Origin of the sequence: Immundisolibacter cernigliae, from assembly GCF_001697225.1 — a bacterium.
GTDB lineage: Bacteria > Pseudomonadota > Gammaproteobacteria > Immundisolibacterales > Immundisolibacteraceae > Immundisolibacter > Immundisolibacter cernigliae.
Genome location: NZ_CP014671.1, coordinates 2,798,535 through 2,810,944, shown reverse-complemented (window position 1 = coordinate 2,810,944; position 12,410 = coordinate 2,798,535). Strand labels below are relative to the sequence as shown.

Here is a 12,410-nt window from a genome sequence, read left to right as displayed (position 1 = left end):
GCATTGACGCGCGTCAAGACCGCCGCCGGCCGCGCAGCCACAGTTTCCCGTCATCGATAACCGAGGCGGGAGAACGCGACATGAAACCCAACGACATCGACCGGCTGATCGTCGACCGGCCGGACAGCTGGCAGTTCGAGGTCAGCCGCAGCCTGTTCACGGACCAGGAACTGTTCGACCTGGAGATGCAGCACATCTTCGAGGGCACCTGGATCTTCCTGTGCCACGAAAGCCAGGTCGCCAAACCGAACGACTTTTTCCGCACCCGCATGGGCCGCCAGCCGGTGATCGTCACGCGCGACGCGGGCGGCGCCGTGCATGCCTTCCTGAACGCCTGCCCGCACCGCGGCGCGGCGCTGTGCCGCACCGCCCATGGCAACCAGAAGTTCATCACCTGCCCCTATCACGGCTGGGTGTTCGACAGCGCCGGGCGCAACGTGGACATCAAGGACCAGGACAAGGGCGCCTATCCGGACGCCTTCCAGCGCGCCAACCACGATCTCGCGCCGGTGCCGCGGGTGGGCGTGTACAAGGGTTTCGTGTTCGGCAGCCTGAACGCCGACGTGCCGGACCTGGAAACGCATCTGGGCAACACGCGGCCGTTCATCGACATGCTGGCCGGCATGGGGCCGGACGGCGTCGAGGTGCTGCGCGGCTCGTCCACCTATACCTACCGCGGCAACTGGAAGATGCAGTGCGAGAACGGCATCGACGGCTACCACTTCACCAGCGTGCACGGCAATTACGTGGGCGTCATCACGCGGCGTCTGGAAGGCGCCGAGCACGGCGACCGGGCTGACAAGGTCAAGACCGGCTTCGACAAGAACGCCCTGGCCGGGCGCACCGGCTGCTATGACCTCGGCCGTGGCCACGCCATGATCTGGAGCACCTTCCCGCGGCCGGAAAACCGCCCGCTGTGGGACAGCGCCGACGAGGTCAGGGCGCGCATGGGCGAGGTGTATGCCGACTGGATGCTGCGCCGTCAGCGCAACCTGCTGGTCTACCCGAACGTGAACCTGATGGAGCAGGCCTCGTCGCAGATCCGCGTGTTCCAGCCGATCGCGCCCGGCCTGACGCAGGTGCAGATCTACTGCATCGCCCCCAGGGGCGAGAGCCGCGGCCAGCGCGAGCGGCGCATTCGCCAGTACGAGGATTTCTTCAACGCCACCGGCATGGCGACGCCGGACGACCTGACCGAGTTCGAGGCCTGCCAGGACGGCTTTCAGGCCCGCTACGTGGCCTGGCAGCAGGGCTACGACCGCGGCATGACGCGCATGCTCAAGGGCGCCGACGACATGGCGCAGGCGCTGGGTATCAGCCCGGAGTCGAGCGGGCCGGACATCATGGACGAGACGCTGTATTACGGTCAGTACCGCGAGTGGCGGCGGCTGATCGGGCGCGGTGTCAGCGGGCAGCAAAGCCGTATCGGCTGACCTAAGCATTCCACTCCGCCGTAGGAGCGGGCCATGCCCGCGACCGCGGAGGTTTCGGACTGACGTAACGGTTCGATCGATCGCGCCGTTCCGGTCGCGGGCATGGCCCGCTCCTACAAAAAAAGCCGGCTGACCCCTCACAGGGCCAGCCGGCTACCGGATCAAAAACGCGTCTCAGGCCGCCGGCTGTTCCAAGCTGTAGTCCGGCACCTCGACTTCCACGTCGCCATCCACCAGCTTGGTGACGCAGGACAGACGCGCGTTGGCGGGTGCTTCCTCGGCGGCCAGCGTGCGCAGCTCGGTCGGGAACGGCGCACTCAGGTGCTCCATGCCGGACAGGATCAGCACAATGTCCGAGCCGCAATTTCCAAGACCACATGAGCTGTGGATCGGGATGCCGGCCCGGCCCCGGACCAGTCCGAGCAGGCTGGAGCCCGGCATCACCCTGCGCCACGGCCCGCCGTTGATGCGGATGCGCGCCATATGGGCTTACCCGGGGCTTACCAGCGGGCAACCATATCGAATATGCCGACCCCGATCGCCTCGGACACCAGCCTGGCGCCCGCCGTGCAGGCGCGCTGCGTGTTGATGTCGTCGGCCGCGACGTATTTGTCCAGCACGCGCAGGCCGTCGTTGCCGTGCTCCATCTCCACCTCGCCGCCGTGGATGCGGAACCACTCGGCGTCCTCCTCGGACAGGCCGTAGTGTTCGACCGCCGCCTTGCCGAGCGAGCCGAACACCGCCGGTGTGACCGTCTCCACCCCGACCGCGGTGGCCGCCATGCCCTCCACCCAGGGCCGGTGGAACACGTAGCCCTCGATCACGATGCGCAGCGTGTGGATGTAGGGATCGGGCTCGAACGACACCCAGTCCGGGCCTTCCAGGATGGCGTCGCCGGGACCGCCCAGCGCATTGACCACCTGCGCCAGCAGGAACGGGTGGTCGCGTTCGATGTAGGCGTTCTCCAGCAGCGCCGCTTTGACGACATGGTCGTTCTTGGGGCAGCGGGCCGCCAATGCCGCCACGTATTCCGGAAAACCGGTGATGACCCAGCACAGGTTGGCCATCATGCGGGCGAATTTTTCCTTGGGCAGCCGACCGCTGCGAATCTGGGTCAGCACCGGGTGCGCCAGCCCGCGGGCCGCAATCGGCTCCAGCACGTCGCGCTTCATGTGCTGCAGCCAGTCGCTGTTGACGGCAATCAGATAGTCGGTCGGAACATTTTCAATCACGCTAGCCATCGGGCTCTCCTCCTCGAAACAGGTGTTTGAAGAATCGATCTTGGTAATGGCCGCGCCGTCCCTGGCCGCGGCAATCCCGCGTCCAAATGCGCCACACCCCGGTCCGCGGAACGTCCCCGGACCGATTCCGTGGTGTGCGATCGGGTTTGAAACCCTGCCCGGTATGGCGCGCCACCGATGGCTCCATGCTTGAAGCAGTGCTTCAGAACCCGTGGCCGATAGTGCGCCCGGTTGCCGGGAGTGACAAGGCGCGTTCCCGACTCTCAGACGGACCCCCAGCCCCTTCAAACGCATGAAAAACCGGCCAGCTCCGTCGAGGAGCTGGCCGGTTTGTTCGAATTTCTGTTGGCCACTCAGGCCGCTGGCCACACCCTGCGTTGGTAGGAGCGGGCCATGCCCGCGACCTGGACGGCCGGGCATGGCGCATCGGGTGGTACGGAAAGAACAGGCCCGACCGAGCCGATCACGCCACAGGCATCCGCCTGCTGATGTGTTGCGGTCGCGGGCATGGCCCGCTCCTACAAAAAAAGCCGGCCGGTCCTTCACGGGACCGGCCGGCTACCGGATCAAGACATGGCTCAGGCCGCCGGCTGTTCCAGGCTGTAGTCCGGCACCTCTACCTCGACATCACCGTCCATCAGCTTGGTGACGCAGGACAGGCGCGCGTTGGCGGGTGCTTCCTCGGCGGCCAGCGTGCGCAGCTCGGTCGGGAACGGCGCACTCAGGTGCTCCATGCCGGACAGGATCAGCACAATGTCCGAGCCGCAGCTGCCCAGGCCGCACGAGGTGTGAATCGGCACCCCGCCGCGGCCCTTGATCAGGCCCAGCAGGCTCGAGCCGGGCATCACCTTGCGCCACGGCCCGCCGTTGATGCGGATGCGCGCCATCGGTCTACCAGCGCGCCACGGCGTCGAACAGGCCGGTGCCGATGGCATTCGCCACCAGGCTGGCGCCGGCGATGCACGCCCGCTGGGCGTTGATGTCGTCGGCCGGCACGTATTTTTCGAGCACGCGCAGGCCTTCATTGCCGTGTTCCATTTCCACCTCGCCGCCGTGGATGCGGAACCATTCGGCGTCTTCCTCGGCCAGGCCGTAGTGCTTCACCGCCGCCTCACCGATGCGACCGAACACGGCCGGCACCACGCTTTCCACGCCCACCGCGGTGGCCGCCATGCCCTCGATCCACGGCCGGTGGAACACGTAGCCTTCGAGCACCATGCGCAGCATGTGGATGTAGGGATCGAACTGGAACGACACCCAGTCCGGGCCTTCCAGGATGGCGTCGCCGGGGCCGCCGAGCGCGTTCACCGCCTGCGCCAGCAGGAACGGGTGGTCGCGCTCGATGTAGGCGTTCTCCAGCAGCGCGGCTTTCACGGCGTGGTCGTTCTTGGGGCAGCCGGCGGCCAGCGCCGACACGTACTCCGGGAAACCGGTGATGACCCAGCACAGGTTGGCCATCATGCGGGCGAACTTGTCCTTGGGCAGGCGGCCGGCCTCGATTTCCTTGAGCACCGGATGGGCCAGCGCGGCCGCGGCGACCGGTTCCAGGATGTCGTTTTTCAGGTGCCTGAGCCAGTCGGCCTTTACGTCAATCAGATAAGCGGTGTGGACGTCGTGTGCAACGGTAGCCATGGGCTGCTCCTCCATGTGATGTCACCGCCGGCGGATGGCTGGCGGCTGTGTGTTTCAACCGTGTGCCGAGCGGGTGGCCGGTCCGTGGTGCCCCGCGAGCGATCCCTGCGGCCTGCATGTCCTGCGCAAGCGTCCTGCCGCCCGACCCTGGACGGCGCATCGGATGTATCGGTGCCGGCGGCCCGGCGGCCACCGGCACCGGGCGTGCCTCAGGCGGCGTCGGCCTTGGCGGCGGTTTCCTCCTCCGGCGCCACCATGTCCAGGTCCATGCCGAAGCCGGATGCCTCCACCTCGTGGCCCCAGATGTCGGCCGAGTAGTACTCCTGCTGGCTCGGCGCCGAGCGCGCGCCCCAGCCCAGTTCCGACAGCCAGCCGGATGGGTTGCCGCAGTAGAAGGTGACGGCCTGGTCGTTGGAGTGCTTGCCGATGTCGATGCCCACCGCCAGCTTGTGCTGACGCACCGCGTGATAGGCCACGCCCAGGTCGTTCAGGTCCGTGTACTCCAGCATCAGGTGGTTGATGCGCTTTGGCATCGGCCCGCCCAGGAAGGCCACCGAGTGCTGGCGATCATTGCAGTGCATGAAGGTCGGCATGACCACCGAGCCGTCGGGCTGGCGCAGCTTGTACTCCACCGAGCCGCGCATGCCGAACACCTTGGTGTAGAAGTCATACGCCGCCTTGACGTCGCTCTGGCGCAGGATGCAGTGCCCGACACCCTGATCGCCGGTGACGAAGCGCCCGAACATCGGCCGGCCCGGATGGAACGGCCGGAAGGTCATCACCTCCGGGCCGTAGAACACCTCGGTCGGGTTGCCGCCCGGATCGGTGAGCTTGAGCAGGCCCAGCACGCGCCGCTCGTCACACTCGGCGGTACTCGCGAAGCGGTACGGCACCTTGGCGGCTTCCAGCTGGGCGGCCATTTCCTCCAGCTCGTCCGGACCCGGCACGCGCCAGCCGATGTAGGCCATGTCGTCCTCGTTGCTCTTGTGCAGCACGAAGCGGTGGTGCCAGTCGTCCAGGCGCAGGTACTTGCGGTCGCCCTCGCCGGCGTCGTGCAGTTCCATGCCGACGATTTCGGTGGCAAAACGCTCCCACGCCGCCATGTCGGTGACGTTGAAGCCCATGTAGCCCAGTTCGGTAACCTTGACCATAGCGTCCTCTGTGCGTTGACTGGCTGACGCCGCAACCCCAGCGGTACCGGCGTGCACCGCATTACGCCACGCAGGCGGGCGCCACACTTGACGCAGGTCAGGCCGGCGTGTCGCACGCCGCGCTGTACCGGCCGCGCGGGCATCGCTTATCCTGCCGACCGACCGTCCGGCAAGCGCCGGACGTATCGCCCCCAACGCAAATCCCAAGGAGAAACCTGCTCATGAGCGAGCCGCTGGTCACCTACGCCCGCGACGGCCACGTTGCCGTCATCACCATGAACCGCCCCGAGGCCATGAACGCCATGAGCGTGGCCATGCTCAACGACCTCACCGCCGCGGTTAAGCAGTACGCGGCCGACGACGAGGCCTGGGTCGGCGTGCTGCGCGGCGAGGGCCGGGCCTTCTGCACCGGCGGGGATCTGAAGGAAGCCCTGGAGCTGATCGGCGACGAGCCGGCCAATTTCTACGTCATGCCGCGCCAGGGCCTGGAAGCCTTCGCCCTGGTGCGCGCCACGCCCAAGCCGATGATCGCCGCCGTGCACGGCTACTGCATGGCCGGCGGCCTGCTGCTGGCCAACGCCTGCGACCTGATCGTGTCCGGCGAGTCGTGCAAGTTCGGCATCCCGGAAACCTCGGTCGGCATGCCGACCATGGGCTACCTGGACCTGTGGAAGTTCATGGGCCCGCGCGTGTTCATGGAAAAGGTGCTGACCGCCGAGCCGTTCGGTGCCGCCGAGGCCAAGGCCTGCGGCCTGGTCAATCGCGTGGTGGCGGACGACCAGGTACAGGCCGAGGCCATGAAACTGGCACAGAAAATCGCCGGCAACTCGCCCCGCTCGGTGGCCGCCCACACGCAGGCGGTGCGCCTGTCGGTCAAGTACAACCGCGAGGTGCTGGAGGAATTCCAGCGCCAGATCTGGGACCCGGTCGTGTTCGGGCAGGACATCCAGGAAGGCCTGGCCTCGTTCGGCCAGCGCCGCAAGCCGGAGTGGAAGAATCGCTGAAACAAGGCCATCCACTTGTAGGAGCCCGGCTTTGCCGGGCGATGGCTGGCGACCCTGACGATGCGGGGTGTTGATCGCCCGGCGCAGCCGGGCTCCTACAGCAGGCAAGGCATGGGTGATCCAAAAAACAAAACGACACCCGGCGCACGTCAAGGAGAAACCCCATGCTCGAACTGACCGAACCGGAACACATCCGCCTGCTGCGTGACCAGCTGCGCCGCTTCGTGGATAAGGAAATGCCGCGCGAGGCGGCCGCGCGCTGGGACCGCGAGGACGTGTTCCCGCGCGCCGTGTTCGACAAACTGGCCGAGCTTGGCGTGTGCGGCCTGACGGTGCCGGAGGAATACGGCGGCGCCGGCGTGGACATCCCGGCCTGCATGGCGGTGATCGAGGAACTGTCGCGCCGCTCGCTGGCGGTGTCGGTGCCCTACATCATGTGCACCTGCTACGCCGGCATGAACATCACCGAGGTCGGCTCCGAGGCCCAGAAGCGCGAGCTGCTGCCGAAAATCGCCGAGGGCAAGCTGATCTTCGCCTACGGCCTGACGGAACCCGACGTCGGCTCGGACCTGGGCAGCGTCAAGACCACCGCCGTGCGCGACGGCGATGAACTGATCATCAACGGCGCCAAGCGCTTTTGCTCCGGCGCCGACGAGGCCGACTACATCTATGCCCTGGTCTGCTCCGACCGCGCCGGTGCGCGCTACAAAAACCTGTCGTTCGTGCTGATCCCGCCGACCGCGCCCGGCGTCACCGTCACCGCCTTCGAGTGCATGGGCGTGCGCGGCATCCACACCACGGACGTCAACTTCGACAACGTGCGCCTGCCGCTGGCCAACCTGGTCGGCGGCGAGGCAGCCTGGAACCGCGGCTGGGAAATGCTGGCCGGCCCGGGCCTGGATGTGGAGAAGATCGAAGTCGCGGCGATTGCGCTGGGCGTCGCCTGGGCGGCGCTCGAAGACGCCTGGACCTATGCCCAGGAGCGCAAGCAGTTCGGCAAGGCCATCGGTTCGTACCAGTCCATCCGCCACCTGCTGGCCGACATGCAGGCCAAGCTGTACACCGCCCGCACGCTGGTCTACCAGGTGGCCGGCAAGCTGGACGGCGAAGGCCGCCACGGCGTGGAAACCGCCATCGCCAAACTGATGGCCACCGAGTACTGCACCGAGATCACGCTCGCCGCGCAAAAGGTCATGGGCGCCTACGGCTACGCCAGCGAATTCCCCATGGAGCGCTACGTGCGCGACTCGCTGGCGCTACCGATCTTCGGCGGCTCGTCGGCCATCCAGCGCAACAACATCGTCAACTGGATGGGCTTGCCGAAGTAAGACGGCGCTTCCGGAAGGCAGAACTCGCCCTGCAGCGATGGCTTAGCCCGCAGATTGGCAACAGGCAGGCCGTATAATGGAACCGTTTTGGTGCCATTACGGTTGGAGGTTATGATGCCGACGACGTTGACGTTGAAGAACATTCCGGATGATGTGTACGAACGGCTGAAAGTTGCAGCGCAGATGCACCGCCGCAGCCTCAACAGCGAGGCGATTGTGTGCCTTGAGGCTGTGCTGACACCGACCACGACAGCTCCCAGCGAACGGCTTGCTCGTGCGCGCCAGCTAAGGGCAGGGTTGGGCGAGACGACATTTCCAGCACGTGAGATGGATACCCTGAAACGGCAGGGGCGCCCTTGATTGTTGTCGACTCGAATATCGTGGCGTACCTGTACTTGCCCGGCGAGTACACCGTGGCCGCAGAGACTCTGCTCGAAAAAGACCCCGTTTGGGCTGCGCCCGTTCTGTGGCGAAGTGAAATTCGTTACATCCTTGCGGGATATATGCGGCGAGGAAGCCTGACGTTGCAGCAAGCGCAGGACCTCCAGAGTGAGGCAGAAGACTTGCTCAACGGCGCCGAATACGACGTGGACTCGCTCAGCGTCCTGCAATTGGTACGCGACAGCGAATGCTCCGCATACGATTGCGAATTCGTGGCGCTGGCGATGAAACTTGGCACGAGGCTCGTGACGATGGATCGCAAGTTATTGCGAGCGTTCCCTGGCGTTGCTGCAGCGCTGTCTGCAGGCTAAACGGCAAGGACGCGCCTCGGACATACCGCCATCACGCTTCCCGTCGGGCGCATTTTTCCGGCTACGCCGGCTTGAGCCGCCGCGTCCAGGCGGCCAGCGCTTCGAGCAATTTGCCAATGATTTCTCGCGTGGGTTCATGAGTCAGCCGGCCCTGCGCATCGAAGCGCGTGTGGGCGGAGGCGATCATTACCTCAGGCGCATTCAGGAAATGGACGTCCAGACATACCAGGCTCTGACGCAGGTGGTACTGCGCCCGGGCCGTACCCAGGGTGCTCGGGCTGGCACCCATCACAGCCGCCGGCTTGCCGGCGAATGGCTGCTCGGGGGGGCGTGAGACCCAGTCGATCGCGTTCTTGAGCACGCCCGGAATCGAGTAGTTGTACTCCGGCGTCACGAACAACAGGCCATCGGCGGCGCGAATCTGTTCCCGCAACCGCTCGACCGGCGGTGGAAAACCCTGCGCGTAAACATCTTCGTTATACAAGGGCATGTCAGCGATGTCGGCGCTTTCAATGCTCAGTCCGGCCGCCGGCGCGAGCTCCTGCGCGACCCGCAATACCGCCTGGTTATAGGACCCCTGCCGCAGGCTGCCGCACAGGCCGAGAATTTTCAGTGGCGTGGTCATGAGTGTTCTCCGGTTGAAGGCGGCGCTGCCAGCGCGCTACGCCCTGAACCGCCCCGGTAACCCCGGAGACTCGTTGGTGTGAGTCACGCCGCCGTGGCGAGCTCGCAGGTCTGCTGATAGTAGTTCGCTTCGGCTTCGGCCGGGGGATGTCGCCGATCGGCCCCAGCAAGCGCTTGTGGTTGAACCAGTCCACCCAATCGAGCGTGGCCAGTTCGACGTCCTGCGGGGTCCGCCAGGACCGCCGATGGATGACTTCGGCCTTGTACAGCCCGTTGATCGTCTCGGCCAAGGCGTTGTCGTAGGAGTCGCCGACGCTACCGACCGAGGGTTCGATGCCGGCCTCGGCCAGCCGCTCGGTGTAGCGGATCGACACGTACTGCACGCCGCGGTCGCTGTGGTGGATCAGCCCGCCTTGCGTCGGTCGGCGCGCGTGCAGGGCTTGCTCCAGCGCATCCAGGACGAAGTCGGTGCGCGCCGAACTGGACACCTTCCAGCCCACAATCCGGCGGGCGTACACGTCGATCACGAACGCCACGTAGACGAAGCCCTGCCAGGTCGAGACGTAGGTGAAGTCGCTGACCCACAGCGCGTTCGGGCGCTCGGCGCGGAACTGCCGGTTGACCTTGTCCAGCGGGCACGGCGTGGCCTTGTCGCTGACCGTGGTCTTGACTGTCCTGCCGCGGATCACGCCCCGCAGTCCAAGCCGCCGCATCAGCCGCTCCACCGTGCAGCGCGCCACCTGATAACCCTCCCGACGCAGCTGTTTCCAGACCTTGCGCACGCCGTAAACCTGCTGGTTCTCATCCCAGACCCGGCGGACCTCCTGGCACAAGACATCGTCTCGCCAGGCGCGATTCGGCCGCAGCTGCGGATCGGCGCGCCGCGCCGCCTGCGTGTAGTACGTCGACGGAGCGATCGGCAGCACCTTGCAGATCGGCTCGACCCCGTAGACGTCGCGGTGTTCGTCGATGAACGCCGTCATGGCTTGAACCGGCGGTCGAGCTCCGCCTGGGCAAAATACGCGCTGGCCTTGCGCAGGATCTCGTTGGCCTGTCGCAACTCGCGGTTCTCGCGCTCCAGCTGCTTCAGGCGCTCGGCCTCGGCGGTCGTGGTGCCAGGCCGCAGGCCCCGGTCACGCTCCGCCTGTCGCACCCAGCGCCGCAGCGTCTCGGCCGTACAGCCGAACTTGGCACTGATCGAACTGATCGCCGCCCACTGCGAACCGTGCTCGCCCTGGTGCTCCAGCACCATCCGGACTGCTCGCTCCTGTACCTCAGGGGAAAACTTCGCTGACTTTCTCATGGCTCTATCCTCTCAAGGGAATGAGCCTCCGGGAAAGCCGGGGCGGTTCACCCGGACGGGTAGACGCCCGGTTGGGGCCGTAAACGTCGCTGTCGGTACCGGTTCGACAAGACAACGTCACTCGAGTTTCCCCGACCTGCCGCTGGCCTGATGGCAAAGCACCCGCTGCACAAACGGTGCCTTGGCCTGGGTGTAGGCCTCGCGATCACCTGAGAACTGCTCTGCCAGGCGGGCTGCCAGTTTGGCGGCTTACGCAGCCCGCGTAGCCCGCGTAGGGCGGAATAGCGAAGCGTATTCCGCCTTCCGAGAGCAAGGCTACTCGAAACTCAACCCGCGCACTGCTGATCCGGCGGCCCAGTCCGGTGGATAAACACCCCGCTCGACGTAGCGGTGAAACGACGACTACGGCCAGTCCACAACGCGGTCGGCGTGGCCGTGTTTCACGGGGTTGTGATGAATGTAGTCCACGTGTCGGGTCAGGTCGGCCGCATCGCGGATCGCGTGTTCCCAGAACGCCGCTGCCAGATGCCTCGCTCGCCGGTGCGCTGGCGTCGTTCGGACAGCCGTTCCCCAGCCGCGATGCCGCGCGCGAAGGCGGCTTTGATCAGTCGCCAGCGGGTGGAGAAATCGGCATCGCCGGGCGGCAGTGTCCAGACGCAGTGCAGGTGATCCGGGAGGATCACGATGGCGTCGATGGTGAACGGATGCCGATGCCGGACGCCGCGAAACGCTTCGCGCAGCGTCCCGATGTTCCGGGCCAACAGCCGGCGGCGGCGTTCGAGCAGGGCGACGGTGAAGAAGAAGGTTCCGCCAGGGATGTCGGCACGAACGTAATGCGGCATGGCGGGAGTGTAACGGTGACGGCGGGGCAACCCGGGAGGCGGAATACGCTGCGCTATTCCGCCCTACGCGGGCTGACGAGGTTTCGATGAGCCGCATGCGACGACTGGCGCCGTGTCCGCGTGGGCACGCTGCGCTTTGTCCACCCTACGCTGGCTGGCGTCGTTCGGACAGCCGTTCCCCAGCCGCGATGCCGCGCGCGAAGGCGGCTTTGATCGGTCGCCAGCGGCTGGAGAAATCGGCATCGCCGGCCGGCAGTGTCCAGACGCAGTGCAGGTGATCCGGGAGGATCACGATGGCGTCGATGGTGACAGGATGCCGATGCCGGACGCCGCGAAACGCTTCACGCAGCGTCCCGATGTTCTTGACCAACAGCCGGCGGCGGCGTTCGAGCAGGGCGACGGTAAAGAAGAAGGTGCCGCCAGGGATGTCAGCACGAACGTAATGCGGCATGGCGAGAGTGTAACGGTGACGGCGGGGCAACCGGAAGGCGGAATACGCTGCGCTATTCCGCCCTACGCGGGCTTCTTGGGGCATAACGTGCTGCTGTGGGCCGCGCGCTATTTGCGCGTCCCTACCAGCAGGTGGTTATGTTTTTATATTCCATGTGATAATTGTTTCTGGTAAATCTGATTTGCTACATTGCTCGATAGTGGATTGCAAATATTCAAGGTAAAGTTCTTCAGAGACACAAAGATTTCTGAAGTCGAAATACATAGTCTTACTTTTTATATATTCCTTATTTGCTTTAAAAGCATCTTCCATGTGAGATATAATTTCTTTTTTTGAATAATCTCCATCGTTAAAAACATCTAAGTTGAACCCCATTCTATCTTTTGCAATAGGCGAAGGTAAAAGTGTAATATTGGCTTTAGGATACAGTGTGCCAGTTTCTTTTGCCTGGTTAACTGTATTCATCAAAGCGCATCTTTCTTCCGTAGTAAATCCTGCGTCATCAATGAAACTGCTTGCCATAGTTAAACCTGGCATTGCCACTGATACATAATGAATCTTATTTTTCGGAAGTTCTTCATAAAAATTAACATCCTCACCCCATTGGTCATCCCTTTTTAAGTATGTAATTTTCATTTATCCCCCTTTG

At 64.8% G+C, this 12,410-nt stretch carries 12 protein-coding genes, 3 pseudogenes and 1 other annotated feature; of the genes and pseudogenes, 5 read left to right on the top strand and 10 right to left on the bottom strand.

Annotated elements, in window-relative coordinates; translation table 11 throughout:
• Window positions 1-80 precede the first annotated feature (80 nt).
• Entirely contained in the window at window positions 81-1,433 is a 1,353-nt protein-coding gene (locus tag PG2T_RS13325) for an aromatic ring-hydroxylating oxygenase subunit alpha (protein WP_068806495.1), read from the top strand.
• A 174-nt stretch (window positions 1,434-1,607) separates the two neighbouring features.
• On the opposite strand, the gene PG2T_RS13320 is transcribed toward PG2T_RS13325, so the two are convergent.
• The 5 genes from PG2T_RS13320 to bphC form a co-directional block, all read right to left on the bottom strand.
• Entirely contained in the window at window positions 1,608-1,916 is a 309-nt protein-coding gene (locus PG2T_RS13320; protein WP_068806492.1) for a 2Fe-2S iron-sulfur cluster-binding protein, read from the bottom strand.
• A gap of 17 nt (window positions 1,917-1,933) precedes the next feature.
• Window positions 1,934-2,674: a TenA family transcriptional regulator gene (locus tag PG2T_RS16275; RefSeq protein ID WP_068806489.1), complete on the bottom strand. Its 741-nt coding sequence runs from the start codon at window positions 2,672-2,674 to the stop codon at window positions 1,934-1,936.
• 578 nt (window positions 2,675-3,252) lie between these two features.
• Window positions 3,253-3,561 carry a 2Fe-2S iron-sulfur cluster-binding protein gene (locus tag PG2T_RS13310; protein ID WP_068806486.1) on the bottom strand — a complete coding sequence of 103 codons (309 nt, stop codon included), beginning with the start codon at window positions 3,559-3,561 and terminating at the stop codon, window positions 3,253-3,255.
• 4 nt (window positions 3,562-3,565) lie between these two features.
• Entirely contained in the window at window positions 3,566-4,306 is a 741-nt protein-coding gene (locus PG2T_RS13305) for a TenA family transcriptional regulator (protein WP_068806483.1), read from the bottom strand.
• Window positions 4,307-4,515: 209 nt separating this feature from the next.
• Window positions 4,516-5,457 (bottom strand): biphenyl-2,3-diol 1,2-dioxygenase, encoded by a 942-nt coding sequence (bphC, locus tag PG2T_RS13300; RefSeq protein ID WP_068806480.1) that lies wholly within the window; start codon window positions 5,455-5,457, stop codon window positions 4,516-4,518.
• A gap of 221 nt (window positions 5,458-5,678) precedes the next feature.
• Between bphC and PG2T_RS13295 the strand changes: the two genes are divergently transcribed.
• The 4 genes from PG2T_RS13295 to PG2T_RS13285 all read left to right on the top strand — a co-directional run bounded on the left by PG2T_RS13295 (window position 5,679) and on the right by PG2T_RS13285 (window position 8,541).
• On the top strand, window positions 5,679-6,461 hold the full coding sequence (locus PG2T_RS13295; RefSeq protein ID WP_068806477.1) for an enoyl-CoA hydratase/isomerase family protein: 783 nt from the start codon (window positions 5,679-5,681) through the stop codon (window positions 6,459-6,461).
• 164 nt (window positions 6,462-6,625) lie between these two features.
• On the top strand, window positions 6,626-7,789 hold the full coding sequence (locus PG2T_RS13290; protein WP_068806474.1) for an acyl-CoA dehydrogenase family protein: 1,164 nt from the start codon (window positions 6,626-6,628) through the stop codon (window positions 7,787-7,789).
• 114 nt (window positions 7,790-7,903) lie between these two features.
• A complete protein-coding gene (locus PG2T_RS15630; RefSeq protein WP_075968192.1) occupies window positions 7,904-8,149 on the top strand; it encodes a FitA-like ribbon-helix-helix domain-containing protein in 246 nt (81 codons plus the stop codon).
• A complete protein-coding gene (locus PG2T_RS13285; RefSeq protein ID WP_068806470.1) occupies window positions 8,146-8,541 on the top strand; it encodes a type II toxin-antitoxin system VapC family toxin in 396 nt (131 codons plus the stop codon). The genes PG2T_RS15630 and PG2T_RS13285 overlap by 4 nt, the downstream gene beginning before the upstream one ends.
• A gap of 61 nt (window positions 8,542-8,602) precedes the next feature.
• On the opposite strand, the gene PG2T_RS13280 is transcribed toward PG2T_RS13285, so the two are convergent.
• The 5 genes and pseudogenes from PG2T_RS13280 to PG2T_RS16130 all read right to left on the bottom strand — a co-directional run bounded on the left by PG2T_RS13280 (window position 8,603) and on the right by PG2T_RS16130 (window position 12,397).
• Entirely contained in the window at window positions 8,603-9,166 is a 564-nt protein-coding gene (locus PG2T_RS13280) for an NADPH-dependent FMN reductase (RefSeq protein WP_068806467.1), read from the bottom strand.
• Between the two features lie 83 nt (window positions 9,167-9,249).
• Window positions 9,250-10,468 (bottom strand): annotated as a pseudogene (locus tag PG2T_RS13275) (IS3 family transposase).
• Window positions 10,074-10,190, bottom strand: a sequence feature (AL1L pseudoknot). Its footprint overlaps the pseudogene before it by 117 nt.
• Before the next feature lie 315 nt (window positions 10,469-10,783).
• A pseudogene (locus PG2T_RS13265) lies at window positions 10,784-11,310 on the bottom strand (REP-associated tyrosine transposase).
• Window positions 11,311-11,467: 157 nt separating this feature from the next.
• A pseudogene (locus PG2T_RS13260) lies at window positions 11,468-11,761 on the bottom strand (REP-associated tyrosine transposase); the annotation flags it as partial.
• A gap of 135 nt (window positions 11,762-11,896) precedes the next feature.
• Complete coding sequence (locus PG2T_RS16130) at window positions 11,897-12,397, bottom strand: hypothetical protein (protein ID WP_145931097.1); 501 nt, start codon at window positions 12,395-12,397, stop codon at window positions 11,897-11,899.
• Between the last annotated feature and the right edge of the window lie 13 nt (window positions 12,398-12,410).